Genomic DNA, 26,087 nt, shown 5'->3' with positions numbered 1-26,087 from the left:
TGAAACCTCATGACACCCGTCATTTCGGCAACCGGCCTGTGGACGCCGCCCTATTCCGTCACGAATGCTGAACTGGTCGAGAGCTACAATGCCTGGGCCGACCGTTGGAACCGGGAAAACGAAGCTGCCATCACGGCTGGCGATGTCGAGGCCAAGACGCACTCCTCGACCGAATTCATCGAGAAGGCGTCTGGCATCAAATCGCGCTATGTCGTTGAAAAGACAGGCGTGATTGACCCGGCCTTGATGCGCCCGGTCATCCCCGAGCGGTCAAATGAGGAAATCTCCATCCTCGCCGAGATCGCCGTAAAGGCGGCCCGTCAGGCGCTGGAGACGGCAGGCCGTGACCCGAAGGATGTCGACGCCGTCATCTGCGCCGCCTCCAACATGCAGCGCGCCTACCCGGCGATGGCGATCGAAGTGCAGGAGGCGCTCGGCATTGATGGCTTTTCCTTTGACATGAATGTCGCCTGCTCATCGGCCACGTTCGGCATCCAGACAGCGGCCGATTTCATCCGCGCGGGCAATGCGAAATCAGTGCTGATGGTAAATCCGGAAATCACCTCCGGTCACCTCAACTGGACTGATCGCGACAGCCATTTCATCTTCGGCGATGTTGCCACAGCCGTGCTTGTCGAGGACGTCTCCATCGCGCCGAAAACCCACTGGAAAATCCTCGGCACGCATCTCAAGACGAAATTCTCGAACAATATCCGCAACAATTTCGGCTTCCTCAACCGCGCCGACCCGTCTGGCATTGGTCAGCCGGACAAGCTTTTCGTCCAGGAAGGCCGAAAAGTGTTCAAGGAAGTGGTGCCGATGGTGTCGGAGATGATCCTGTCGGAGCTTGATCGCCTCGACCTCAAGCCCGAACAGCTCCGCCGCCTCTGGCTGCATCAGGCCAATGCCAACATGAACCGGCTGATTTCGACCAAGGTGCTCGGCCACGAAGCCTCGGACGATGAGAGCCCGACCGTCCTCGACGAGTACGCCAATACATCATCGGCCGGCTCGATCATCGCTTTCCACAAGCATTCCAGCGACTTCAGACCCGGCGACAAGGGCCTCATCTGCTCCTTTGGAGCAGGCTATTCTGCCGGGACGGTCTTTGTCGAAAAGGTCGGCTGACGCGACTAGTCGTCGTGGTCGTCTTCGCCGATGTCACCCCACAGGATGTGCTTGCTGGAACGGGCGGCCTCAACCGTAATGATCAAGGCCGCGCCAGCCAGGACCCACCACGCTGTAGCTGTATTGTTTGCTACGCTCATCACCAATTCCACCATCGTCATCACGCCTCGGGGCTTATCTTTGTTTCGTTGAGCCGACTATGACCCGCAGGCCTTAACGAGACCTGATCAGATCGCGGCTTAACTGCCGCAATTGGTAAGCAAAATGAGGGCTTTTCTTTACCCCGCTTTCCAGATGATTAAACAGTGCCCCCATGAGTTCACGTCCCGTCCCCGTTCCAAAAAAAGTCCCGGCCCGCGTCTGGCAGAGAATGCTGTCGGGACGCCGCCTTGACCTGATGGATCCGTCCCCCGTGGACATTGAGGTGGATGACATTGCGCACGGTCTTGCCCGCGTTGCACGGTGGAATGGCCAGACCATTGGAGACCACGCTTTTTCGGTCGCCCAGCACAGTGTGGTCGTGGAATCGATCTGCGGCCTGCTGGAGCCTGGGCTACGCCCCGGCGAACGGTTGATGGCGCTGCACCATGACGCCGCAGAATACGTCATCGGCGACATGATTTCGCCATTCAAGGCCGTGCTCGGCGATGGCTACAAGGAGATCGAAAACCGCCTGTCAGAGGCCATCCATATCCGCTTCGGCCTCCCAGCCCGTATGCCCGCCAGCCTGAAACGCCTGATCAAACGCGCCGACCATATCTGCGCCTGGTATGAAGCGACCCAGCTGGCAGGGTTCGGAACCGCTGAAGCCGACCGTTTCTTCGGCTCCCCGCCCCGCTCTATCCGGCTGGAGCTTGACCCGCAGGCCCCGACGCTCGCGCAAAAGACCTTTATCGACCGGCACGAAACCCTGCTTGCCGAGAAGGAAAACCGCCGGTGAGCAAGACCGCCCTGATCATCGGCCTGTCCGTCGTGATCGTTGCGACCGATGGCGGCACGCCCAGCGTGCTTGTCACCAGCCGACAGGGCGATCTGCGCGCCCTGCCCTTCGGTGCCTTCGACCCGGAACGCCACCGCACCTTCGAACTTGCCCTGCGCGGCTGGGTCCGCGAACAGACAGGGTTCGACCTGGGTTATGTCGAACAGCTCTACACATTTGGCGACCGCGACCGCGAAACGCCGGAAGCCACCCTCATTGATGTGCCGTCCAACGCCCGTGTCGTCTCGGTCGGCTATCTCGGCCTGACACCGGACCAGCAGCGCCTGCCGGAAGTCCTCGAAGCAAAATGGCGCGGCTGGTACAGCCATTTCCCATGGGAAGACCATCGCGGCGGCCGGCCGGCCCTCATCGATGCCGAAATCGCACCGCGCCTGCGCACCTGGGCCGCCGGCAGCGATACTCGCCAGGCGCGCGCCAATCTCGCCTTTGGTCTTGGCGGTCAGGACTGGATCGATGACCGGGTTCTCGAACGCTATGAGCTGCTTTACGAGGCCGGCCTCGTGACCGAATGCGCGCGCGATGCAGGCCTGCCCATACCCGATGTAAAACTTGGCGAACCGATGGCGTCTGACCACCGCCGTATCCTTGCCACTGCCATGGGACGCCTTCGCGGCAAGATCCGCTATCGCCCGGTCGTCTTCGAACTCATGCCCGAGCGCTTCACGCTTTCGGCCCTGCAGACGGTGAGCGAAGGCATTCTCGGCCTGCCGCTGCACAAGCAGAATTTCCGGCGCGCGCTTGACCGGATGGGCATGGTCGAAGGCACGGGCGAGATGATGTCGGAAACCGGCGGACGGCCCGCTGAACTGTTCCGCTTCAAGCGCGAAAAATTCCGCCGCAGCGCAGCGCTCGGGATCGCCACCCCGGCGGTCAGGCAGGGCAACTAGTCCAGCAGGCGGATGCCGGGACGCATGATCTTGATCATGACGGGAAACAGCACGAACCCGGCAACGAGCCCGCCAATATGAGCGGCCCAGGCAAGGCGCATGCCCAGCAGGCTTTGCACGAGGTCCGGCCCGGCCACCGCAATCACCAGATTGATGACCAGCCAGGGGAGCGACAGGCGCAACGCGCCGCGCAGACCGCCCATCATCCATCCGGCTGCAGCGAAGAAGCCTGACAGGGAAGACGATGCGCCGAGCGCAAAGATGGGATCCTGCTGCAGCATGGCCCAGCCGATCTCGGCCAGCGCACCCGCACCGGCACAGGCAAAGAAAAAGACGATGAAGGCCGCCGCGCCCCTCACATCCTCGCCGAAAGCCTTCGCGATGGCTGGCCCGAAAGCCACCATCATCGCCATGTTCATGAACAGGTGAAACACGCTGCCATGAAGAAAAACGTGCAGGAAAAGCGGACCGACATCGCCCAGCGGCCTGCCGACATAGGTGGTGTCGGGATCGTAAGCGACGACACAGAGATTCCAGAGATAGTCGCGAATCCCCCCTCCTCCCATCAGGTCGGCCAGGGACACGGCAATGATCGCGCCCGACAGCAGCAATACAATAAGGGGGAAGCCGTTGAAGACCGGCTCACGCGGAGGAGGGATGACCTGTTCCTGCTCATCAATTCGCATGCAGGCGATATGGGATGATGCGGCACAGATTGGAACCACAGCATGAAAATGCATTTGTGAGGCGATGTCATTTTAATGCAACACCGGACGCTTTGACCCAAAAACAGTCTGCGTTGACGCAATTTTATTGCCGCAAATTTCGCATTTTTAGAATTTATATCTCGAAAAACCCCAATCAGCCCTTAAACCGGTTCATATTTGGAGCATGCAAACTATATTAAAGTAGCTTGACCGCCTTACAATTTCCGAGCATGCGCAAGTCAAGGTTCCGCAAAGAGAACCTGACTTACCAGCTTCACCATGGGAGGATTCATTGACTGGCAAATTACTCTACACCTGTGCGCGGTCGGCGCTTGCGGTCGCATTGGGGACGACTTTCGTCGCAACGGCGAAGGCGCAGGAAGACAACACTCCGATCAGCGTGGAAACACCGGCAGGCGAAGACAGCGCGGAACTGCGTCAGACAAAAGTCACGGTCACCGGCTCATTCATTGCAGGCACGCCGGAAGATGCAGCGCTTCCGGTGGACGTTTTCGACTCTGCCGAGCTTGACGCCTCCGGCATCAGCTCGCCGCTCGAATTCATCAAATCGCTTCCATCCGTCGGCTCTGTCCTTGGGGACTCCAACCAGTTCAGCGGTGACGCTCAAGGCGCACAGGGCACAGGATCGATCAACCTTAGAAACCTCGGCGCCTCGCGCAACCTGGTGCTGATGAACGGGCGCCGCACCATCAACTCGCCAGGCGATGGCTTTGCCAATACCAACCTCATCCCTCTCTTCGCGCTTGAGCGGATCGAAGTTCTGAAAGATGGTGCGGCAGCGACCTACGGATCAGACGCCATTTCCGGCGTGGCCAACTTCATCACCAAATCCGGCTTTGACGGCATCGAGCTCAAGGGCGACTTCACCGCCATAGACGGTTCTGACGGCGACTATGAATACAGCGCCCTCTTCGGCAAGAACTTCGACAATGGGAACGTGATGATCGGCATCGGCCAGCAGGTCCGGTCCGAGCTCTCGACCACCGAGCGTGACTTCGTCATCCGTCCGTTTGACGTCAACCCGGCCCAGTGGTCGGTGCTAGGCAATCCAGGCACTTATATTCCAAAACTCGGCCCGATCTCGCAGGGCGCCGCCGGCACCTCGCTGGGCCTTGCCGTCGACGGTTCAGCGATCGGTGCATGCGACGCTATTGGCGGTACAGGCGGGACGCTCTCGGGCTTCCCGATCTGTCGTTTCAACTATGTCCCGTTCGACAATCTGGTTGAAGACCAGACCCGCACCCAGGTCTACGCGCAGGCAGATGCGGACCTGTCACCCAGTTTCCGTATTCACGCTGAAGCCCTCTATGCGAAGACGGATCAGACCAACAACCGGTATTCTCCCAGCTTCCCACCAACCCAGGGGCCGCTTGGACCGGGAAGTGCACAGGCCTTTTTCGTGCCCGACACCAATCCCGGTTACCAGGCTTTTATCAACCAGTCCGGCCTGGCAGGCGGTGCAGCCGATCCGGGCACGCCAGGCAGTTTCGCCAACCTGTTCGGAAGCTATGCATCCATACTTTTCTTCCGCCCCATCGGCTTTGGCGGCAATGAAGAGCTTTATGGCGGCAAAGGCGGCCAGGTCGGCCAGTCGATTGACGAAGCCTTTCGTGTTTCAGGTGGCTTCGCATGGGATATTACTGACAATCTGACCCTCGACACCGCCGCAACCTACTTCGAATCGGATCGCACCTTCTACACGCCGGATGTGGTCGGTCAGCGTTTGCAGGATTCCCTCGAAGGCTTCGGCGGCGAAAATTGTGACCGCGCGACCGGAACGGCTGGCGTTGGTGACTGCTATTACTTTAACCCGTTCCTGAACGGCCATGCGGCCAATCCAGCCCTCGGTATCGACAATCCAGGCTATGTACCCGGCAACGAGAACTCCCGCGAAGTGCTCGATTACATGTTCGAACCGAACGGCACCGACCAGAGCGAGGAAACGCTCATTCTGGACGCCGTCCTGTCAGGCGAATCTGGCATCCTGCTGAATGGCGGCAACCTCGCTTATGCCGTAGGTGCCCAGTATCGCCACAATGAGTTCTTCAGCGATCCGCTGAACAACCTGTCGAACGCTGACGTAAACCCGTGCCCGGTCGAGGGAGAGGTTGACTGCCCCCTTCCGCTCGGACCTTGGATCTTCCTTGGACAGACGCGCGAGAGCCGCTTGTCACAGAGCGTTTACGCGCTCTTCGGCGAAGTTTTCCTTCCGATCATCGATGATCTCGAAGCCACCGTCGCCGTTCGATACGAAGATTACGGTGGTTCAATCGGTTCGACGACCAATCCGAAAGTTTCCCTCCGCTACACGCCGACCGAATGGCTCACCGTGCGTGGCTCGGCCGGCACCACTTTCCGCGGCCCCGGCCCGGGCGTGGTCCGCGAAGGCCGCCTCACTACCGGCCTGGTTGGCATTGCGGCAGCCGGGAACAACTTCAAATCGGTCGATACGTTCGGCAATCCAGGCCTCAGCCCGGAGACCGCCTTCACTTATAATGTTGGCGCAATTTACGATAATGCCGGCCTGTCCGTGTCGGTCGACTATTGGAGCTATGACTTCGAGGACGAGCTCACACTGACGCCCGTCCAGGCCGTTGCGAGTGCTGTCGCCAATGGTCAGACCTCCGGCACGTTGCCGGTCAACTGTTCGCATCCGCTCGTTGACCGGATCACATTTGCCGACAATCAGTGTATCCAGGGCGTCACCGTCGGGAACGACATCCAGCGCGTGCGTGCCGACAACGTCAATGGTCCGGGGGTGAAGACATCCGGCATCGACTTTGCGGCAAGCTATGACTTCGATGCAGGCCCAGGTCTTGCGACGGTTGGTGTCAACGGCACCTACACGCTCGAATACGATGTTCGCGAATTCTCGCTGAGCGGCACCGTATTCGCACCGGCCTTCGACGCGGTGGGCTATGCCAACCTTGATCGCAGTGCAGCCCCGATTTCAGAGCTGAAAGGCAACCTGATTGCCAACTATGCGCTGGACAATATCAACCTGCGCTACACGCTCGACTATCTGAGCGGTGTGGAAGACAATCGCGGACCGACCGCTGCCGGCACGGGCACCACCAATTTCGGTGTCGCGGCTTCGGACTACATCCAGCATGACCTGCACGGCTCCTGGACGCTCCCCGTCGAATTTGCCGAAGTGCAGCTGACCGGCGGTATCGAGAACATCACCGATGAGGAGCCGGCACCGGCTCGCCTCGAACTCTCCTATAATCCGTTTGTCGGCAATCCGCTCGGCCGCACCTACACGGTCGGATTGCGTCTGCGCTACTGATCCGCTGCGGATCCAGCACCCCAAAAGCCCGCCGCCTCGTGCGGCGGGCTTTTTCTTTGCCCCGACGTCATCAATTGATTTCGCTCGCGCCCGCGTCACCATCGCGTGATGAGCAAGACACGAGACATCACTTTCGACAGCCTGCGTCCCCCTGCCCCCTGGATGGATGACACACATTCCATGTGGCGCCGCTCGGTGCGCGCCTTCATCGATAAGGAACTGGTTCCAAACATCGAGACATGGGAAGCCGACGGCGTCATTCCCCGCGACGTCTATCCGAAAGCGGCGGAAGCCGGCCTGATCGGCATGGGCTATCCGGAAGAGTATGGCGGCGCGGGCACCGAGTTTGACCGTTTCCACGGCACGGTTACCTCTGAAGAACTTGCCCGCATGGGGGCTGGCGGCGTCTCATCCGCCCTGATGATTCACGGCATCGGCCTGCCGCCCGTCATGGCACTCGGGACTGAAGAGATGAAACGCGAAATCGCCCCGCAAGTCCTCTCCGGGAAGAAACAGATCAGTCTCGGCATCACGGAGCCGGGCGGCGGCTCTGACGTCGCCCAGCTGAAGACGAGCGCGAAACGCTCCGGCAATGGCTGGGTCGTCCACGGCTCGAAGACCTACATCACAGGCGGCTGCACCTCGAAATGGCTGACGACGGCTGTGCGCACGGGCGGCGAAGGCATGGGCGGCATTTCTCTCATGCTCATCGACCTCGAAGCTGAAGGCGTCTCGCGCACCTCCCTGCCCAAGATGGGCTGGTGGGCGTCTGATACCGCCACCATCCATTTCGACGATGTCTTCGTCCCGCCGGAAAACCTGATCGGCGAAGTCGACAAGGGCTTTTACGGCATCATGGCAAATTTCAACGGCGAACGGCTCGGCATGGCCGCGCAGGCCACCGCCTATGCCCGCGTCTGCATTGAAGAAGCCGCCAGCTGGGCGCAGCAGCGCGAAACCTTTGGCAAGCGCCTCGCAGACCATCAGGTCATCCGCCACAAGATCTCGTCCATGTGCCAGCGCGTCTGGGCCACGACAGCCATGCTCGACCAGCTCACCTGGCGCGTCCAGAATGGTGAAGCGCCTGTCGCCGAGCTTGCCATGCTCAAGGTGCAGGCGACCGAGACGATGGAATTCTGCGCCCGCGAGGCGATGCAGATCCTCGGCGGGGCCGGCTTCATCCGGGGCCACCGCGTCGAGCGCATCTACCGCGAAGTCCGCGTCATGGCGATCGGCGGCGGCTCGGAAGAAATCATGCGGGACCTCGCCGCGCGGCAGCTGGGTGTATAGACCTTCAGCCCGGAAGCACTGGTAATTCCCGGCGAAACGTCCGACATTGAGCGTATGGCCCACGCAGAGACGCACGATCACATCCACGCCAACACGCCCTGCAGCCCGCAGGATGTGGACGCCTTCCTTTCAGAGGCAGAGACGCTTGCCGAGCGCAAGGGCCAGAAGCTGACCAAGATCCGCCGCAAGGTCCTGCGCCTCCTGCTCGAAAGCGCCGAACCCTCCAAGGCCTATGATCTGCTCGCCAATCTCGATGGCGAAGGCTCTGCCAAGCCGCCAACGGTCTATCGCGCGCTCGACTTCCTTCAGGATGTCGGCCTCGCCCACAAGATCGAAAGCCTCAACGCCTATGTCGCCTGCGGCCATGCGAGCCACAAGCACTCGGCCGTCTTCCTGATCTGCGATACATGCGGCGGCGCCGAAGAGTTGCATGCCACTGCCACAACTGATGCCCTGCAGGCCGAAACCAGCGCCGCTGGCTTCAGGCTGCGCCACGCCGTCATCGAAGTGCGCGGCACTTGCCGGGCCTGCACCGCGTGAGATGGACGATTGCCGCCATCGCGGCGTTTGCGTCCTCGTCCATCGCCCATGCCAGCGATGAAGACTTTCAGACGGCGGCCGCGGCTGGTGCGTGGTCCGGCTGCGTCTTCGAGGATGGCTATGCGCCCTACCCCATCGTATTGACGCCGCGCGGCAAGGACTTTTTCGTGTCCTATCCAGGCCTGTGCACTGGCGGCCATATCGGCCCCGAACTCGATGCGCCCTATGACGCCATCGAAATCATCATCGTGAACGCCGACAAATGCCTGCAAGGCCTGCCCATGGTCTACACGCTCGATCGCGAGACGTTGCGGATCGATTACCTCGCGGCAGGCACAGGCACCTATGCCTTGCTCACCCCTACTTCGCCGGGTATCACCCCTGCTGCTTGCAGCACCGTGGAGGCTATATCGTGATCGATCTCTGGAAAGGCATCGCCAACACCTGGGATTGCGACGAGATGGGCCACATGAATGTGCGGGTCTACATCCAGAAAGCGTTCGAGGGTCTCGGACACCTCGCCGGTGCCTGCCATCTCTCACACGCCTTCAAACCCAGCTCGCCGTCCACGCTGGTCCCTGCCGAACAGCATATCCGCTTCATCAGGGAAGCCCATCCCGGCCGCCCGCTCAACATGGTCGGCTGCACGCTCGACGTCGATGAAACCAGCACGACAGTATACCAGGAAATGCGCCACGGCGATGGCTCGGTTGCCGCTGCTTTCCGCACACGGTTGCTGCACGTCGACGCGACCAGCCTGAAACCCTTTCCATGGAACGCGCGGACGCGCGCCGCGCTTGAAGCTCTGCACGGCGAACCGCCTGCCGCCACCGCCCCTCGCGGGCTGGACCTCTCAGTCGCCCCGTCGCCGACGGACGAGATCTCACGCGAGATTGCCAGCGAGCGCGGCGCAAAGGTCATCGGCCTCGGCATGGTCCCGCCCGCCGATTGCGATGTGTTCGGTCGCATGAATCCCCACATGTTCATCGGCCGGATTTCAGACTCCGTGCCGAACCTCCTGCATGACTGGCGCAGCCGTGTCGCAAGCTCGGTGCCTGGTCAGGAAATGGGCGGCGCCGTGCTGGAAAACCGCATCATCTATCGCCGCTGGCCCAAGGCCGGTGACCTGTTCGAAGTTCGCTCATCGCTCGGCCGCGTGGAGGAAAAGGTCCATTCCCTCATCCACTGGATGCTCGATCCAGACACCGGAAAGCCATGGATGACCGCCGAAGCCGTCGCTGTCACCTTCGATCTGAAAAAACGGAAAGTCATCCCGACACCGGCCGCCTTGATGGACGAACTCGCCACCATAGCGCCTGGTGGTCTCTACCTCTAACCTGTCCCGTGCAGGCTGCGCCGCATCGGCCCTTCATCGCCGGCGGAAAAGCCTTCGATCAGACGCGCAATCGCAAGCGACAGCTCATCGCGAACCTCATAAGGCGCTTCCATCGGGTGGAAATGGCTGGTGTTCGGCCGCTCCTTGAGGACCAGGTCGGGGTTCTTGCGAACCATGAGATCGGTCACCCTCTCTGACAGGACCGGCTTGTGTTCAGGCCGCAGCACGACAATCGGGATCTTTTTCTTGCGGATCTTGCGCAAGGCGCCCCAGGGCTGGTTGCGCTGGCCATTGAAGGTGGCAGCTTCCCATTTCGGCTCGCAATTGAGGCGCCAGACCTGATCTTCACTGTCCTGCGGATTGTCATCGATGCGGCGAAAGCCATCCATGATGTAGTCATCGAGGAAAGGCGCGCGCCAGGATTTGAAGGCGCCCTTGCCATGATAGGCCTGCCGGATCGCTTCCTGGCTCGCAAACTCTGCGCGCCGCTTTCGGGCCTGCCGCGCCATTGCGTTTCCGCCACTCAGGACCGGCCGCAGGAAGGGCATCAGGTGCGCAACGAAATAGAAGCGCCGTGACAGGATCACCGGATCGACCAGGACGAGGCCCTTGACGAGGTCCGGTCGCTTGCCAGCCACCAGAACGGCGACGCATCCGCCCATGGAGTGTCCGCCGAGCACGACAGGCCGCGTCGCATTCTTTTCAAGCCACGCGATGACATCGTCGCGGTAGCGGTGCCACGACTTCATCTTCGCTGGAATGGCTGGCAGCCTGGTGCGCCCATGCCCGCGCAGGTCCAGCGCCGTTACCTTGGTGCGCAGGCCAAGCGGCGCCAGCAGCGATTGATACGTCATCGCATTGAAGCCCGTCGCATGCAGCCACAGCGCGGCCATCTCCAGGGCTGGATTTCCGAAATCGATGGCCTGCATTTCGCCATCGGGCAGGTCTGAGAAGAAGCGGCGCATCAGACGGACCCGAAGACCTTTCTGAGCAGCTCCGTCGTGCGGGCAACTGGGTTGTTCCGGATCTTCTTCTCCTCGACGGCAAGATAGTCAAACATGCCATCAAGGCCGAGATTGACCGCATGCGTGGTGAGCGAGGACTTGTAGTCGGTCGCCGCAACCGCCAGCATCGGAACGCTGGATGTCGCCGAATCGAGCGCCTGATAGGCTCCCGAACTTGTCAGCGCATTCTCGACATAAGGTGTGAACAGCTGGCGCAAAGAGGATTCCGTGCGCCCGCGCAGGAAATCGGTCGCCGCCGTGTCACCGCCGCGCAGCAGCCCGACAGCATCCTCGATCGTGATGGACTTCACCGCGTCAATGACAATCGTCTTGCCGGCCGGGACAGCGCTCTCGGCTGCCCTGTTCATGCGAAGCTGGAGGTCATCAAGCGGCGCAGACAGGCCAACCTTGGCAAGCTCACGCTGCACGTCGCCCAGCCTGCCCGGCAGCGGGATGCGGATGTTCGGGTCGGCCCAGTAGCCGTCCACGACACCAATCTGCGCGGCAACCCGCTCGGTGCCGATTTCAAGCGCCTGGCGCAGGCCTGCATCAATTTCGAATTGTGAGAGCTCTCCAGAGGTGCCCGATTGCGGATAGGAGCCGAGCACTTCTCCAAGAACGGCGCCGAACTCACCGCCCGTTCCATCTGTGGCGCATCCCGCCGGGAGCAGGCATGTCGCCAGGGCACCAATCATGATGGTACGCATCGTCTCTCCCTACGCCAGCTCTTTTGCTGATCCCGCTTTCAAAGTCTCATGCCTGATTGGCGAAAATCAATTCAGGAGGACTCTGCACCTGCACCGGTCGAGTGTAAAGCGCTGTCACGCGGCAGCAGCGAGTGATTTCACTGACGTCTCCGGACAGACGCGAACGCCCGTAATTTCCAATTTTATGTAAATTGGTGAGCTTAAGACAGTCTGAAGATCGCTGTCGCCTTGAGGAGGTGTCGGCCCGCCGTTGAGACATAGGCATGCATGAAGATCAGCGTCCGGGTCTGGCGATCGACCGTGCACTCGACATCCACTGCACCGCCCCGAAAATCCTCGCCCGTAAAGTCCAGACTCACTGAAACCGTCGAGGCGGACATTTGCCCCGCCACGTCGCTTGCGACCTGTTTCATGGCTGTGAGGATCAAGCCCGACAGGGCGGTTTCCGCACCGCTGGAAAGTTCGGCGCTTGCCTTGCCTTCCTGTGAGACCTGGAGCGAGGAATGGAGTTTGATGTCGGCTGGCGTGCTCATTGCGGTTTGCTAGGCGTTCCCGGTGCAAAAGAAAAGGCCTGCCGCGCGGGCAGGCCGATCCAGAGGACGTGATGGTGAAAGCGGGCCTCAGGCGACGGCGGCCTTGCGCTCTTCTGCTGCGGCCGGGTCGGCCACGACGAGATCGCCAAGATGGCCGATGCCGCGAATATCGTATGTACTCTCCATATAGCTGCCGACGCAGCCCATGAGCTGGCCGATCTGCTTGTGACCAAGGCCTATTTCGTGAAGCTTCGAAAACATGGCCAGCGAGACGTGCTGGCGCCCGCCTGGCGTCTGTTCGATAAGTCGGGCGATTGTACCGGTGGCAGCGCCGGTCTGCGCGCCGGTCGTGGCTGAAAGGGTGCGGGCCCCTGGCATGCGGGAGAAGACCTTCTCGATCAGCGGTGCACCCTGGCGCTCTGCCGTGTTGAATAGAACACCCAGCGCCTGGCGGGCAGATGCCTCGTCCAGACCGGTGGTCTTTGCCGTGGTGGAAATCAGGTCGTTCAGCATCGGGTCAGCCTCCTCGTCTCATGCCTCTGAGACTTCAGGATACGAGCCCGCTCTTGCCCGAAGGTTACCGAGAGGCCCCTCTGGCGTTCATTTTTCAGCCCCAATCCTTAAGGCACGTTAGGGCCGGGTAAAAATTTTGAGAGATTTCGTTAACCTTCGCGATGCCCGTAGTCACACAAGGCTGCGTCACCCTCGACCGCGCCGCGGTCTGAGGGCCCATCTCCGGACAGATCAGTTGGACCACGCAGAGGCCGTAGGAGATGGACGCTCAGATGAGCTGACGCTCATCGAGCGAGACGCATCGATATGGCACTGAATCAAATTTACATTCGCTCCGGCGCTTCGATGCCGAGAATGCCGAGCCCTGCTTCAAGCTGCTTGAGGACCGCTTCACACAGCGCGAGCCTTGAGCCACGCAAGCCCGCATCGCTCTCATTGGCAATCGGGTGCGCTGCATAGAGCGCGCTGAACGCCTGGGCGAGCGAGTAGACATGCTCACAGAGAATGTGCGGCTGGCGTTTGGCATGGCTCTGGGCGAGCGCGTTCGCAAACCCGTCCATGGCGAGCACCAGCGCTCGCTCCGTATCGCTTTCGATCCTTACTTCGCCCGGCTCGTGCCCTGCCTCTTTCGCGCGCCGCAGCAGCGACTTGATCCGCACAGCCGCATAGAGGAGATACGGCCCCGTCTTGCCCTCAAAGCTGGTAAAGCGCTCAAGATCGAAGACGTAATTGGTCGTGCGGACATTCTGCAGGTCGGCAAAGCGCAGCGCCGCCCGCGCCACAAGCGCGGCGATCCTTGCGCGCTCGTCCTCGCCGATTTCATCGGAAAGACCATTTTCGCCGATCTTCTTCTCGGCCTCGGCCAGCGCCATCGCATTGAGGTCGGCGAGCCTCAGCACGCCGCCCTCGCGCGTCTTGAACGGTTTGCCATCGGTCCCATTCACCGTGCCAAAGCCGATGTGCTCCAGCCTGTCTTCGCCGATCAGCCCTGCCATGTCGGCGGCGCGGAATACCTGTTCAAAGTGCAGCGCCTGCCTCTGGTCGACCACATAAAGCATGCGGTCGGGCTTCAGCGTGTCCATTCGGTCAACAATCGTCGCAAGGTCGGTCGCGTGATAACCGGTGCCGCCGCGCGAATTGATGACCATGAAGGGCGGCATCTCCTTCTTGTCGTCTTCGCGCGCGACATCGATGATCCAGGCTCCGTCATCCAGTTTGGCGAGGCCCTTCTCCTTCAACATCTCCACCATGTCGGGGATCAGCCCGTCGACGTCGCTCTCCCCCTTCCAGAGGTCGAACTCTACCCCGAGGAAAGCGTAATCGACTTTCAGCGCATCGACGGACACATTGATGAAATGCCGGAGCAGCGCCCGGTAGCCAGGATGCCCTGCCTGCATCTCGGCCACAGCCAGCTGGCTGGCCTCATTGCGTGCGGGGTCTGCTTTCGCCTTGGCGGAGGCCTGCGGATAGAGGCGTCCAAGATCCTCAATGGTAACCGGCGGCACCTCAGGATACGGCCCCTTGAAGTCCGGATCGAAATAGACAAGGTCCGGCTGCTCGGCGAAAAGCTCCGTGATGAGGTGGCCCATCTGCAGGCCCCAGTCCCCAAGATGCGCGTCGCCCGTGACATCATCGCCAAGGAACCGGAACAGACGGCACAGCGTATCGCCGATCACCGCAGAGCGCAGATGACCGACATGCATCGGCTTGGCTACATTCGGCCCGCCAAAGTCGAACACGACCTTTTCCGTTGTATCCAGCGTGCCGCCGCCAGCCTTGGCATCGCTGCGAATGGCTTCGGTCGCTTCAGACAAGGCCTCGCTTGAAACGCGGATGTTCAGGAATCCCGGTCCGGCAACATCGACCCGTTCGATTGGTCCCTGCCCTGAAATCCGCTGCGCAATTTTCGCGGCCAGATCGCGCGGCACCAGCCCCTGTGACTTGGCCGCGCCCATGCATCCATTGCACTGGAAATCGGCCAGTTCCGGCCGGTCCGACCGGCGCACAGCGCCCCAGCGGGCCTCAAACCCTTCGGCTTCAAAAGCGGCAGCACACGCCGCCGACAGTTGCGTGACGAGATCGCTCATGGCAGCCCCTTGAATGTCTGGTCTTAGCTGCCGGCGTCGAGACGGAAGCGGCGGCCTTCGCGGTTGAAGGCAAGTTGGTCATCGGTGAGGTCAAAGCCGACCACGACTTCGAAGTTCGCGCCCGAGATCGTGTCATCGGCGCGCGGTATGACGATGTCCTGGATGATTTCCTTGCGCCCATCAATGCCTCGGGAATCATAGGTCGCGTCGACCGTGAAATACTCTTTGGCAAGCACTTTGGAACTGCGGCGCGTCACCGCCACCCAATAGGTATAGCTGTGGCGGTTCGAATCGGCCTTCGGGCCTTTGCCAAATGCGAAATCGATCTCGACCTCGGCGCGCAGCGGCCGGTCATCGACATAGCGGCAAATCAGCTCGACGCCTGTGATCTCTCCGGTATAGGCGATATTGGTAAAGACGGGCTCGTCGCCCACCACCTCAACGATGCGGGAAGCCTCGTAAAGGGCGGACACTGGCGGGCATGGGCCGGCATTCTGGCGCGTGTCGAGCGCACGGCTCAACGGGTTGCTGCCACACGATGCGATGAAGAGTCCGGCTGCCAGAACAGCAAATACGCGCATACCAAATGCCTTGTGCTCTTGGCCTGAGGCTTCAGGCCGTCCATGTAAGGTGTGCAGTGTTACCGGGCACCAGCAAATGGCGCAACGCCTCATCTGCTTGTACCTGAGGAGGAATGGATGACAAAGCGGTCACTTGAGATACGCCTTGCAGCCCCGCGCGGCTTCTGCGCCGGTGTGGACCGTGCGATCCAGATCGTCGAGGAGGCGCTCACAAAGTGGGGCGCACCCGTCTATGTCCGCCACGAGATCGTCCACAACCAGCATGTGGTCCAACGTCTTGAAGGCCTCGGCGCCGTCTTCGTCGAAGAACTGGATGAATGCCCGACTGACCGCCCCGTCGTCTTTTCCGCGCATGGCGTGCCGAAAGCCGTCCCCGCCGAAGCCGACCGTCGCAACATGATCTATGTCGACGCAACCTGCCCGCTTGTCTCCAAGGTTCATGTCGAGGCGGAACGCCATTACAGGGCTGGCCGCGAAATCGTCCTCATCGGACATGCGGGCCACCCCGAAGTCATCGGCACGATGGGCCAGCTTCCAGACGGCGCCATCTCCCTCATCGAGACTGACGAGGACGCCTACGCCTTCCAGCCACAGGACCCGGCCAATATCGCCTTTGTCACTCAGACGACGCTCTCGGTCGATGATACGGCCGATATCGTCGCCATCCTGCAACAGCGCTTTCCGGGCATCTCCACGCCGCACAAGGAAGACATCTGCTATGCCACCACCAACCGGCAGGAAGCGGTGAAAGCCATGGCAACGGGCTGCGATCTCTTTCTCACCATCGGTGCCGAAACCTCCTCCAATTCCAAACGGCTCGTCGAAGTCGCCAAACGCGCCGGCGCGAAAGACAGCAAGCTCGTCGCCAGCGCGTCGGACGTGAACTGGGACTGGTTCGACGGCGTCGAGACGCTTGGCCTCACGGCAGGCGCGTCAGCGCCCGAAGACCTTGTCCAGGGCCTCATCGCCGCCTGCCGGGCGCGCTTCGACATCACCGTCACGCCCTTCACCACGGCCACCGAGACCGTCACCTTCAAACTCCCCCGCGTGCTCGCGGAAGAAGTCTGAACCTAGGCCACAGGCACGGTTCCGCCATCGATGACATACTCAGCGCCGGTGATCGCTCCTGCACGGGGTGACGCCAGGAATGCGACCAGGTCGGCCACTTCCTGAGGCTTTGCAGGCCGCCCAAGCGGGATACCGCCCAGCCCGTCCATGATCATCTGCTTGCCGCCCTCAAGGTCCGTTCCCGCCTTCTCAGCCAGCCGCTCGGCCAGCGCGATTGATGCCTCGGTCTCGATCCAGCCCGGCGACACGCGCACAACCCGCACGCCCTTCGGCGCGACCTCCTTGGACAACGCCTTGCTATAGGTCGACAGCGCCGCCTTGGCTGCCGCATAGGCGGTCGTCGACTCCGGCAGGGGCATCCGGCTCTGGATCGACGTGACATGCACGATCACGCCGCTACCCTGCCTTATCATTCCCGGCACGACGGCCCGGTCGAGACGCACTGCCGACATCAGGTTAAGGTCGATCTCTTGCTGCCAGATGTCGTCACCGAGCACGGCAAAGCCACCGGCAGGCGCGCTCGACCCACCGACGATGTTTGCAAGAATATCGATGCCGCCGAGGCGCTCTTCGGCCCGCCGCGCAAAATCGGTCGGGCCGGTCTCGTCTGAAAGGTCAGCCTGCATATACGTCGCGCCGTCGACGGGTTCATTGGGCTGCCGGCGCGAGGCGACCACGACCTTCGCGCCCGCATCAACCAGCGTCCGGACGACTGCCGCGCCGGCGCCCTTGGTGCCGCCCGTCACAACGGCCCGCATGCCCTCAAGCTTCAGCCAGCCCCCGCTCATTTGATCTCGAGCTCCACGACCTTGTCATCCTTCACGCGGAAGCGATGATCGAGCATGACTGGACTTCCCGGAAAGCTGCCCGACACTTCGGCGGTGACGATGATGAGATCATTCTCGGTCCGCGATTTCATCGGCACGGACTCGAACGGCGTCTTCTCATTCGTCTCGCGCCACCAGGTGGCGATATCTGGAAAGCCGACATGGTCCTTCTGCTCATCAATGATGTGCGCCGTGTCTGAAAAGACATGCTTCAGCTCATCCTGGCTGGCCCGCTTTGAGAGTTGGAAGAAGGCCGCGATTGGTTTCGACAAGGTCATTGCATTGCTCCTATTGGCCCCGCAGGGCATTCTGTCCTGCGACTTCAGATCGAACGGCACCAAATCGATGACAAGAACCGACCAGAAAGTGGGGAACGCACCTCCAGGTGAGAAACGTGAATACACTGCAGAATCCGCAGCGGCCGGGGTCGAAGAAATTATCCGGATGCTGGAGGGAAAGTGGAAACTCACCATCCTGTTCAACCTGTTTGGCGGTCAGACGCTCAGGTTTTCAGAGCTTGAGCGCGCCATTCCGGACATATCGCAGAAGATGCTGACGCAGCAGCTGAGGCAGATGGAAAAGGACGGCATCGTGCAACGCACCGTGTTTCCCGAAGTCCCGCCACGCGTTGAGTACCACCTCACCGATTGGGGGCAGTCGCTCTGCCCGTCTCTCGATGCGCTCCTGCAATGGTCGGAGAAGAAGCCGCACACCTGAAGGCGACTCTAGGGCTTGCACCCTCCGCCGCGCGGCGTAGAACGCCCGCAACAACGGAGATGCCCCATGATTCCACGCTATGCCCGCCCCGAGATGACCGCCATCTGGTCGCCTGAAAGCAAATACGGCATCTGGCTGGAAATCGAGACGCTGGCCGCCGAAGCAATGGAAGAGCTCGGCCAGATCCCGGCAGGCACTTCCGCCGCCGTGCGCGAGAAGGCAAGCTTCGATGTCGCCCGCATCGACGAGATCGAGGCCGAGGTGAAGCATGACGTCATCGCCTTCCTCACCAATGTCGCCGAACATGTCGGAGAGCCCGCACGCTTCCTGCACAAGGGGATGACCAGTTCGGACGTGCTCGACACCTGCCTCAACGTGCAACTGGTGCGCGCCGCAGACCTCCTGCTCGTCGGCATGGACCGCGTTCTTGGCGCCCTGAAGACGCGCGCCGAAGAACACAAATACACGCCCAAGATCGGCCGCAGCCACGGCATCCATGCCGAGCCGACCACCTTCGGCGTGACGCTCGCCACCTTCTATGCCGAGTTCGCGCGCGGCCGCGACCGCCTCGTCGCCGCCCGCAAGGAAGTCGCCACCTGCGCGATCTCCGGCGCGGTCGGCACCTTCGCCAATATCGATCCACGCGTAGAAGAGTATGTCGCCGAGAAGCTCGGTTTCGAGCCAGAGCCTGTGTCCACGCAGGTCATTCCGCGCGACCGCCACGCCATGTTCTTCGCAGTCCTCGGCGTCGTCGCCTCGTCGATCGAACGTCTCGCCACTGAAGTGCGCCACCTGCAGCGCACCGAAGTCCTAGAAGCCGAGGAGTTCTTCTCCAAGGGCCAGAAGGGCTCATCCGCCATGCCGCACAAGCGCAACCCGGTGCTGACCGAAAACCTCACCGGCCTCGCGCGCCTCGTCCGCTCGGCTGTGACGCCAGCGCTTGAGAACGTGGCCCTCTGGCATGAGCGCGATATCTCCCACTCCTCGGTCGAGCGCGGCATTGGCCCGGACGCCACGATTCACCTTGATTTTGCCCTCCACCGTTTGGCGGGCGTCGTCGAAAACCTGCTCATCTATCCGGACCGGATGATGGACAACATGATGCGCCTTGGCGGGCTGCATAACTCCCAGCGCGTGCTCCTCGCCCTCGTCGAAGCCGGTGTCAGCCGCGAGGACTCCTACCGCCTCGTCCAGCGCAACGCGATGAAGACCTGGGCCGGCGAAGGCCCCTTCCTCGACCACCTGAAAGCGGACAGCGAAGTGACCGCGAAGCTGACCGACGAACAGCTCGAAGCCCTGTTCGATCTCGACTACCATTTCAAGCGTGTCGACCTGATCTTCGACCGCGTCTTCAAGGGCTGACGCCAGCGTCATTTTCCTTGCAAACTGCGACATAATGGTCCACGATAGTTGAATACAACTATCGGTCCCGCGACCGGTTCGGACGCTCCTTCTGGAGCCATTGTGAATCCGCCGGCGAAACAGGGACTTGGGGAGGACCATATGAAGATCACCGCTGCCCACACGCTCGCAATGTCAGTCGCCGCCGCTGCGCTGGTCACGGCCTGCTCGCAAAGCTCCACGGAGACGCAATCGGGCCAGACTGCGCATGAAATGGACATGCAGCATGGCGAAGCGCCGGACGTCGATGTCGCCGAATATGCCGACAATTTCACCCTGATCGACCAGAATGGCGAGGCCCACGAACTCTTCTATCATGCCGACGCCCCGGCCGTGGTTATCATGACCCACGGCAATGGCTGCCCGATCGTCCGCGGCGCCGTGCCGGACTATCAGAAGATAGCCGCGCAATATGAGGCCCAGGGCATCAAGTTCTTCATGCTGAACTCGAACCTGCAGGACACGCGCGAAAGCGTGAAGGCGGAGGCCGAAGAATATGGCGTCACGCTGCCCGTCCTGATCGATGAAAACCAGCTCATCGGCGAGTCGCTGGGCGTCGTGCGCACCGCTGAAGTGTTTGTTCTGGACCCGGCCAAGGGCTTCAAGGTCGTCTATCACGGCCCGCTCGATGACCGCCAATCCTATGAGCGCGCAAGGGCAAAGGCCGACAATCACTTCCTTACCGAAGCGCTCGACCAGATCGTCGCAGGCCAAGACGTCACCGTCGAAGGCCCTGTCCTCAGCCCCGGCTGCCTCGTCAACTTCCCTGAGCGCGACAACAGGGAAGAGCACGCCAACATTTCCTACGCCTCCGAAGTCGCGCCGATCCTGCTCGACAAGTGCGCCGACTGCCACTCGGTCGGCGGTATCGCGCCCTGGGCCATGACCGACCATCAGACCGTGCGCGGCTGGGCCCCGATGATGCGCGAGGTGATCCGCACCGACCGCATGCCGCCCTGGAATGCCGATCCGCACGTCGGCAAATGGAAGGACGACAAATCTCTCACCAATGATGAGATCAAGACACTCATCCACTGGATTGAGGCTGGTGCGCCCCGCGGCGACAGCGAGAGTGATCCGCTGGCCGAGGCCAATCTTCAGATTCCCGAATGGCCGCTCGGCGAGCCGGACCTGATCCTCACCCTGCCGGCCTATGACGTCCCGGCGAGCGGCATCATCGACTACACCTATCCGGTCGTCGAGAACCCGCTGACCGAAGACAAATGGATCCGCGCAACCACGGTGAAGGCCGGCGCGCGCGAAGTCGTCCACCATGTGCTCTCCGGCTACATGTCGGAAGTGCCGGAAGACGGCCGGGGCTCAACCGGGCGCTGGGAGTTCTCAACGGGAGGCTATGCGGTCGGCGCTGAATCCACCATCGCCGAGGATGATATCGGCACGCCAATGCCCGCTGGCGGCGCAATTGGCTTCCAGATGCACTACACACCGGCTGGCAAGCCGATGACGGATGTAACGCAGATCGGCTTCTACTTTCATGACGAGGTCCCGAAATATGTCAGCCGCTCCAGCGTGATCCTCGACGCCTCGATCGAGATCCCGCCAAACACGGCCCGACATGTAGAGACCGCCTATCTGGAGATGCCGCACGATGCGATCCTTGAGCGCGTCTTCCCGCATGCCCACTATCGCGGCTATGCCTCGAACATGAAGATCCGTTTCCCGGACGGCCGCGAGGAACTCCTCATCTCCCTGCCGAAATATGACTTCAACTGGCAGCGTGGATACGAGTTTGATGAGCCGCTTGAAGTGCCCGCAGGCTCGCTGCTGATCGCCAGTTACACCTACGACAATTCTGAAAACAATTTCGCCAATCCGGACCCGAACGCAAAGGTGACCTGGGGCGAGCAATCCCATGAGGAAATGCTCTACACCTCCTTTTCCTTCCGCTGGGCGGACGAAACCTCGGACAATCGCAAGGACGAGTATCAGGAAGCTCTGAACGCCAATCGCCTGTTCGGTGCCATGGATGACAATATCGACGGCAAGATCGAACTGGCCGAACTGCGCGGCATGATGGGCGACCGCCTCAAGCCGGTTTTCCCTGCCCTCGACACCGACAAGAGCGGCGCGCTGTCGAAGGAAGAATTTGCCCAGATGAATGCGGTCATGCAGCGAATGCGCGAACGCGCAAGAAGCTCCGGCCAGCCATAAGGCGGCACCCTGCCAGTTAAAATGCAAAGGCCGGCTCGAATTCGAGCCGGCCTTTTCGTTTTGCGAGTTGGCGCCCGCGCTGCTTAAGCAGGCGTGTCCTCATGAGACCGCTCGGTCAGCTGCCAGGCTGACTTGTCGATATCGAGATCGTCGAACTTGTCCGCGTCGAACATCGGCACTTTCACGCCAGCTTTGCGCTGCGCGTCAAAGTCTCTCATGACGCGCAGGCCAATCGGGAAGAGCAGAGCCACAGCGAACAAATTCACCATCGCCAGCAGGCCCATCGTGACATCGCTGAAACTCAGCACATCGCCAAGCTGGACGGTCGAGCCGAGAACGACAAAGCCGATGACAATCACCCGGTAGATGTTCACCGCGATCATATTGTCCGGGATGTAGTAGTCGACGGCGTTTTCGCCGAGATAATAGGAATACATGATCGAGGAGAAGGCGAAGAGGAACAGCGCAAAGGCGATGAAATATTCCGCCCATCCGCCGACATGATCGGCGAGGGCAAGCTGCGTCAGCACACCCTGTACCTCGTCATCCACACCAAGGTAGGACTGCGTCGACAGGATGATGATCAGCGCTGTCACCGTGCACATGATGATCGTGTCAATGAACACAGACAGGGACTGTACCATGCCCTGCTGGGCCGGATGCTCGACATAGGCGGCCGCCGCCACATTCGGCGCTGAGCCGAGCCCCGCCTCATTGGAGAACAGGCCGCGATTGACGCCCATCATGATCGCGCCGCCAATGCCGCCGGCCACCGCCTCATTGAGGCCGAAGGCGCTCGTCACGATGGTTGCAAAGGCGCCCGGTATCTGCGGCAGGTGGGTGACCAGAACGAACAGGCCGAGAAGCGCATAGAAGACAGCCATCACCGGCACGATGATCTCCGCCACGCTCGCAATCCGGCGCACGCCGCCAAAGATGACAAGACTGACGACGACCGCAAGGCCAATGCCCGACCAGAGACGCGGCGTATCAAACGCGGAATCGATGGAACTCGTCGTCGCAAAGCTCTGGAAACAGATGAACGCAAAACCAAATGTCACCAGCAGCAGCAACGAATACACAAAACCCAGCACGGGCGCGGCCTTGCCGAGCTTCTTGCCGAGGCCGTGCTTGATGTAATAGGCCGGTCCACCGCGAAAGTCGCCATTATGCTCCTTCTGCTTGTAGAGCTGGGCAAGCGTGCATTCGAAATAGCTCGTCGCCATGCCGACAAGGCCGACAACCCACATCCAGAAGATCGCGCCCGGCCCGCCCAGCGCCAATGCTGCAGCAACGCCAGCAATATTCCCCCCGCCAACACGCCCCGCCACGGACAGCGCCAACGCCTGGAAGGAGGATGGCTGGTCTGTCTCATGCTGGAAGCCCTGGCCGAGGACTGAAAACATCGAGCCGAACAGTCTGAACTGGACACCCCGGGACCAGATTGTGAAGATGAGACCGAGCGGAATGAGAACGGCAATCAGAATCTTGCCATTGATGAGGTCGTTCAGAAAATCGAGCATGACATCCTTGAATTATCGCAGCATTCTGTCTCTTAAGCGGCTCGCAGACCGGAGTAAAAGCCGCGCGCTGCTGTTTGCTGTCCTTATACTAGGTCTGCTCGCCCCACAGGCGAGCCTTGCCGAAGCCCCGGTCAAGATCGTCAACTTCACGGCTGACTGGTGCGCCTCCTGCCACGAATTCGAACCGAAATTCGCCCGGGCTCTTGAAGGCTATACGGTCGACGAGGTTGAGCTCGTCACTGTCGACCTCACCCATCTGCGCTCAGGCGATGACAGCAGGCAGGCCACGATCAGGGCCTCGAAGGCTCTGCTGCGCGTACACAACGCGGCCTATCTCTGGGACTGGTATGGCGGATATACTGGCCTTGCCGTGATGATCGCATCAGACACCGGAGAGCCGATCAGCTGCGTCGACAAAACCTATTCAGCCAGGCAGATATCCGACCGCATCAAGCTCGCCGGCATCCTCGCGGAGAAAGCCGCGCCGGGCCGCCGCCGACCGGACGGTGCCGACTGCCCGGCACCACTGCGGTAGCAGGGCAACACTTCAGGCCCCGTGCGCGTTACCTGCTTCATCTCGCCTTCACGATGCCTCATTTAAGGGCGATAGCGCGCGGATTGCGTAATCAGAGATCCCTTTGCCGGAAAGGACACCATTGTCGGATCAGTCTCCCAACCGTTCGATGAATGACCGCCCGCCAACCTATGATGGGCGTGGCAGCAAGGAAAACTGGTTTCAGAGGACCCTGCCAGGCCGGCCAATCCTGAAATGGGGGCTGATCGTCCTTGCATCGCTGTTCCTCATCGCGCTGCTGGTCGGCTGGCTCTACTGGCAGAGCCTTTATCGCGGCATGCCGAGCCTGCCCTCAAATGAACAGCTCTGGGCCAAGGGCCGCGAGCAGGCGATCGAGTTCATCGATTCCGAAGGCGACACAATCGCGATCCGCGGGCCGCGTTATGGCCGCGCGATCAATCTGGAAGACCTGCCGGCCCACGTCCCGCAGGCCTTCATTGCTGCCGAGGACAAGCGCTTCTACGAGCATGACGGCGCGGACACCCAGGCGATCCTTCGGGCTGTCTGGGCCAATGTCACCTCCGGTGAAACCGTGTCGGGCGCATCGACCATCACCCAGCAGCTGATCAAGAACCTCGTCCTCACGCCGGAGCAGACGTTAAAACGCAAGGCGCAGGAAGTCCGCCTCGCCCGCCAGCTCGAGCAACGCCTGAGCAAGGAAGACATCCTCGAACTCTATCTGAACCGGGTCTATTTCGGGTCGGGCTTCTACGGCCTTGGCGCGGCGTCGCGCTTCTATTTCGGCAAGAATCCGGAAGAGCTGACCCTCGCCGAAGCCTCGCTGCTGGCCACCCTGCCGCAGGCCCCGTCCCGCCTCGCGCTGACCAACAACATGACCGACGCCAAGGCCCGCCAGACCTATGTCCTGCGAGAAATGGTCGAGGCCGGTTTTATCACCACCGCTGAGGCTGACGCTGCCAAGGCGCAGGAAGTTTCTCTCGCCGAGCCGCCCGAACGCGATCCGCAATTTGGCTATGCCCTCGACGCAGCAACAGAGCGGATCGACGAAATCCTGCCGACCCTGCCGGGCGATCTCATTGTCCAGCTGACCATAGACGCAGACCTGCAGGCCAGCATCGACGAAGCCTTCACCAAGCGCATGAGCGAAGACGGCACCGCCCTGAAAGCGAGCCAGGCGGCGGGCATCGTCCTCGACGGCGACGGGCGTATCCTCGCCATGTATGGCGGTGTCGACTACAGCAAGAACCAGTTCAACCGCGCCACGCAGGCAAAGCGCCAGCCGGGCTCGGCCTTCAAACCATTCGTGTTCGCAACCGCCATCAAGCAGGGGCTCACCCCCTATGATGTGCGCCGCGATGAAGCGATCACCATTGATGGCTGGTCGCCGGAAAACTATTCGCGCACCTTTTCAGGCCCGATGACGCTGACCGAAGCCCTGAAGGATTCGATCAATACGGTCGCAGCCGAACTCGGCCAGGAGGTCAGCGAGGAAGCCATTATTTCGCTCGTGAAAAATTTCGGCATGTCCGGTGATTTCCAGCCCCTGCCCTCCATTGCGCTCGGCAGCCAGGAAGTCACCCTTTCCGACCTTGCCCGCGCCTATGGCGTCTTCATGACAGGCGGGACGCGCATGGACCCCTATCTCGTCGAACGCATCTCCAATTCGCGCGGCGATATCCTCTATGAGCGCCCGGAATATGACAAGAAACGGGTCTATGACCGGCGCGACGCAGAGACCATGGTCGCCATGATGGAGCGTGTCATCACCGATGGAACCGGCCGCCGTGCAGCCATGAAGGGCTGGCAGCTTGCGGGAAAGACCGGCACCAGCCAGGACTCCCGCGATGCCTGGTTTGCCGGTTTCTCTGCCGTGCGCGTGGGGGCCGTCTGGGTCGGCAATGATGATGACAGCCCGATGGCCAAGGTAACGGGTGGCGGCCTGCCGGCAGCGCTCTGGCATGACATGATGGTGCTCGCCCATGAGGGGCTTGAGCCACAGCCGCTCGCCGGCGCCGGCTCTCTCATCACCCTCTCCCCCATGGCCCAGCGCCGCATCGCCTTCTACCGCGACCTCGGCATTGCCTTCGATAGCGCCGCGACGAACTAGCCTCCTTCGACCGCTTCGCGGCCACTTCCCCCGCACACGGGGGAAGACAGCCCCCCATTAGCGTATCGCCTTCCTCCCCCGTTCACGGGGGAGGTGCCGGCAGGCGGAGGGGGC

25 protein-coding genes are annotated in these 26,087 nt (G+C 61.3%); 14 read left to right on the top strand and 11 right to left on the bottom strand.

The window, feature by feature from the left end:
* Positions 1 to 9: 9 nt before the first annotated feature.
* Entirely contained in the window at positions 10 to 1,128 is a 1,119-nt protein-coding gene (locus B8746_RS08555) for a beta-ketoacyl-ACP synthase III (RefSeq protein WP_084393277.1), read from the top strand.
* Between the two features lie 5 nt (positions 1,129 to 1,133).
* Here the strand turns inward: B8746_RS08555 and B8746_RS17515 are convergent, their stop codons facing one another.
* Positions 1,134 to 1,268 carry a hypothetical protein gene (locus B8746_RS17515; protein ID WP_267905932.1) on the bottom strand — a complete coding sequence of 45 codons (135 nt, stop codon included), beginning with the start codon at positions 1,266 to 1,268 and terminating at the stop codon, positions 1,134 to 1,136.
* Positions 1,269 to 1,441: 173 nt separating this feature from the next.
* Between B8746_RS17515 and B8746_RS08550 the strand changes: the two genes are divergently transcribed.
* Together B8746_RS08550 and B8746_RS08545 are read left to right on the top strand one after the other, a co-directional pair.
* Positions 1,442 to 2,068 (top strand): YfbR-like 5'-deoxynucleotidase, encoded by a 627-nt coding sequence (locus B8746_RS08550; RefSeq protein ID WP_233124113.1) that lies wholly within the window; start codon positions 1,442 to 1,444, stop codon positions 2,066 to 2,068.
* A complete protein-coding gene (locus B8746_RS08545; RefSeq protein ID WP_084393275.1) occupies positions 2,065 to 3,015 on the top strand; it encodes an NUDIX hydrolase in 951 nt (316 codons plus the stop codon). Before B8746_RS08550 ends, B8746_RS08545 begins: the two co-directional genes overlap by 4 nt.
* Here B8746_RS08545 and B8746_RS08540 read toward each other — a convergent pair.
* Entirely contained in the window at positions 3,012 to 3,701 is a 690-nt protein-coding gene (locus B8746_RS08540) for a rhomboid family intramembrane serine protease (RefSeq protein WP_158084573.1), read from the bottom strand. The two genes, B8746_RS08545 and B8746_RS08540, sit on opposite strands and share 4 nt — an antisense overlap.
* Before the next feature lie 313 nt (positions 3,702 to 4,014).
* Here B8746_RS08540 and B8746_RS08535 point away from each other — a divergent pair, with 313 nt between their 5' ends.
* The 5 genes from B8746_RS08535 to B8746_RS08515 all read left to right on the top strand — a co-directional run bounded on the left by B8746_RS08535 (position 4,015) and on the right by B8746_RS08515 (position 10,198).
* Entirely contained in the window at positions 4,015 to 7,032 is a 3,018-nt protein-coding gene (locus tag B8746_RS08535; RefSeq protein WP_084393273.1) for a TonB-dependent receptor domain-containing protein, read from the top strand.
* 108 nt (positions 7,033 to 7,140) lie between these two features.
* On the top strand, positions 7,141 to 8,322 hold the full coding sequence (locus B8746_RS08530; RefSeq protein WP_084393272.1) for an acyl-CoA dehydrogenase family protein: 1,182 nt from the start codon (positions 7,141 to 7,143) through the stop codon (positions 8,320 to 8,322).
* A gap of 54 nt (positions 8,323 to 8,376) precedes the next feature.
* Positions 8,377 to 8,862: a transcriptional repressor gene (locus B8746_RS08525; protein ID WP_084393271.1), complete on the top strand. Its 486-nt coding sequence runs from the start codon at positions 8,377 to 8,379 to the stop codon at positions 8,860 to 8,862.
* Positions 8,859 to 9,278 carry a hypothetical protein gene (locus B8746_RS17385; RefSeq protein ID WP_233124110.1) on the top strand — a complete coding sequence of 140 codons (420 nt, stop codon included), beginning with the start codon at positions 8,859 to 8,861 and terminating at the stop codon, positions 9,276 to 9,278. The genes B8746_RS08525 and B8746_RS17385 overlap by 4 nt, the downstream gene beginning before the upstream one ends.
* Positions 9,275 to 10,198, top strand: coding sequence for a thioesterase family protein (locus B8746_RS08515; protein WP_233124108.1), 924 nt, complete (start codon positions 9,275 to 9,277; stop codon positions 10,196 to 10,198). Before B8746_RS17385 ends, B8746_RS08515 begins: the two co-directional genes overlap by 4 nt.
* On the opposite strand, the gene B8746_RS08510 is transcribed toward B8746_RS08515, so the two are convergent.
* The 6 genes from B8746_RS08510 to B8746_RS08485 all read right to left on the bottom strand — a co-directional run bounded on the left by B8746_RS08510 (position 10,195) and on the right by B8746_RS08485 (position 15,623).
* Positions 10,195 to 11,163, bottom strand: a complete 969-nt coding sequence (locus B8746_RS08510; RefSeq protein WP_233124105.1) for an alpha/beta fold hydrolase — start codon at positions 11,161 to 11,163, stop codon at positions 10,195 to 10,197. The two genes, B8746_RS08515 and B8746_RS08510, sit on opposite strands and share 4 nt — an antisense overlap.
* Positions 11,163 to 11,909, bottom strand: a complete 747-nt coding sequence (locus B8746_RS08505) for a DUF4197 domain-containing protein (RefSeq protein ID WP_084393269.1) — start codon at positions 11,907 to 11,909, stop codon at positions 11,163 to 11,165. The genes B8746_RS08510 and B8746_RS08505 overlap by 1 nt, the downstream gene beginning before the upstream one ends.
* A 200-nt stretch (positions 11,910 to 12,109) precedes the next feature.
* A complete protein-coding gene (locus B8746_RS08500; RefSeq protein WP_084393268.1) occupies positions 12,110 to 12,442 on the bottom strand; it encodes a hypothetical protein in 333 nt (110 codons plus the stop codon).
* An 87-nt stretch (positions 12,443 to 12,529) separates the two neighbouring features.
* A complete protein-coding gene (locus B8746_RS08495; protein ID WP_084393267.1) occupies positions 12,530 to 12,955 on the bottom strand; it encodes a hypothetical protein in 426 nt (141 codons plus the stop codon).
* A gap of 323 nt (positions 12,956 to 13,278) precedes the next feature.
* Complete coding sequence (gene argS, locus B8746_RS08490; protein ID WP_084393266.1) at positions 13,279 to 15,042, bottom strand: arginine--tRNA ligase; 1,764 nt, start codon at positions 15,040 to 15,042, stop codon at positions 13,279 to 13,281.
* A gap of 23 nt (positions 15,043 to 15,065) precedes the next feature.
* Complete coding sequence (locus tag B8746_RS08485) at positions 15,066 to 15,623, bottom strand: hypothetical protein (protein ID WP_233124103.1); 558 nt, start codon at positions 15,621 to 15,623, stop codon at positions 15,066 to 15,068.
* A gap of 117 nt (positions 15,624 to 15,740) precedes the next feature.
* Here B8746_RS08485 and ispH point away from each other — a divergent pair, with 117 nt between their 5' ends.
* Positions 15,741 to 16,691 carry a 4-hydroxy-3-methylbut-2-enyl diphosphate reductase gene (gene ispH / locus B8746_RS08480; RefSeq protein WP_084393265.1) on the top strand — a complete coding sequence of 317 codons (951 nt, stop codon included), beginning with the start codon at positions 15,741 to 15,743 and terminating at the stop codon, positions 16,689 to 16,691.
* Between the two features lie 2 nt (positions 16,692 to 16,693).
* Here the strand turns inward: ispH and B8746_RS08475 are convergent, their stop codons facing one another.
* Both B8746_RS08475 and B8746_RS08470 read right to left on the bottom strand, forming a co-directional pair.
* Positions 16,694 to 17,479, bottom strand: a complete 786-nt coding sequence (locus B8746_RS08475) for an SDR family oxidoreductase (RefSeq protein ID WP_084393264.1) — start codon at positions 17,477 to 17,479, stop codon at positions 16,694 to 16,696.
* Positions 17,476 to 17,796 carry a nuclear transport factor 2 family protein gene (locus B8746_RS08470; protein WP_084393263.1) on the bottom strand — a complete coding sequence of 107 codons (321 nt, stop codon included), beginning with the start codon at positions 17,794 to 17,796 and terminating at the stop codon, positions 17,476 to 17,478. The genes B8746_RS08475 and B8746_RS08470 overlap by 4 nt, the downstream gene beginning before the upstream one ends.
* 67 nt (positions 17,797 to 17,863) lie before the next feature.
* Here B8746_RS08470 and B8746_RS08465 point away from each other — a divergent pair, with 67 nt between their 5' ends.
* From B8746_RS08465 to B8746_RS08455, 3 genes are all read left to right on the top strand, one after another.
* Positions 17,864 to 18,235, top strand: coding sequence for a winged helix-turn-helix transcriptional regulator (locus tag B8746_RS08465; protein WP_084393385.1), 372 nt, complete (start codon positions 17,864 to 17,866; stop codon positions 18,233 to 18,235).
* A 66-nt stretch (positions 18,236 to 18,301) separates the two neighbouring features.
* Positions 18,302 to 19,597: an adenylosuccinate lyase gene (purB, locus tag B8746_RS08460; RefSeq protein ID WP_084393262.1), complete on the top strand. Its 1,296-nt coding sequence runs from the start codon at positions 18,302 to 18,304 to the stop codon at positions 19,595 to 19,597.
* Between the two features lie 141 nt (positions 19,598 to 19,738).
* Entirely contained in the window at positions 19,739 to 21,808 is a 2,070-nt protein-coding gene (locus tag B8746_RS08455; RefSeq protein WP_198943719.1) for a redoxin domain-containing protein, read from the top strand.
* 83 nt (positions 21,809 to 21,891) lie between these two features.
* Here B8746_RS08455 and B8746_RS08450 read toward each other — a convergent pair whose 3' ends face one another.
* The gene (locus B8746_RS08450) at positions 21,892 to 23,331 is read right to left on the bottom strand and encodes an alanine/glycine:cation symporter family protein (RefSeq protein ID WP_084393261.1); all 1,440 of its coding nucleotides are present in this window, start codon (positions 23,329 to 23,331) and stop codon (positions 21,892 to 21,894) included.
* On the opposite strand from B8746_RS08450, the gene B8746_RS08445 reads away from it, so the two are divergent.
* Both B8746_RS08445 and B8746_RS08440 read left to right on the top strand, forming a co-directional pair.
* Complete coding sequence (locus B8746_RS08445) at positions 23,330 to 23,866, top strand: thioredoxin domain-containing protein (RefSeq protein ID WP_158084572.1); 537 nt, start codon at positions 23,330 to 23,332, stop codon at positions 23,864 to 23,866. The two genes, B8746_RS08450 and B8746_RS08445, sit on opposite strands and share 2 nt — an antisense overlap.
* 121 nt (positions 23,867 to 23,987) lie before the next feature.
* A complete protein-coding gene (locus B8746_RS08440; protein ID WP_084393259.1) occupies positions 23,988 to 25,973 on the top strand; it encodes a transglycosylase domain-containing protein in 1,986 nt (661 codons plus the stop codon).
* Positions 25,974 to 26,087: the final 114 nt, after the last annotated feature.

Origin of the sequence: Henriciella pelagia, from assembly GCF_002088945.1 — a bacterium.
GTDB lineage: Bacteria > Pseudomonadota > Alphaproteobacteria > Caulobacterales > Hyphomonadaceae > Henriciella > Henriciella pelagia.
This window is presented reverse-complemented; position numbering and strand designations above follow the sequence as displayed.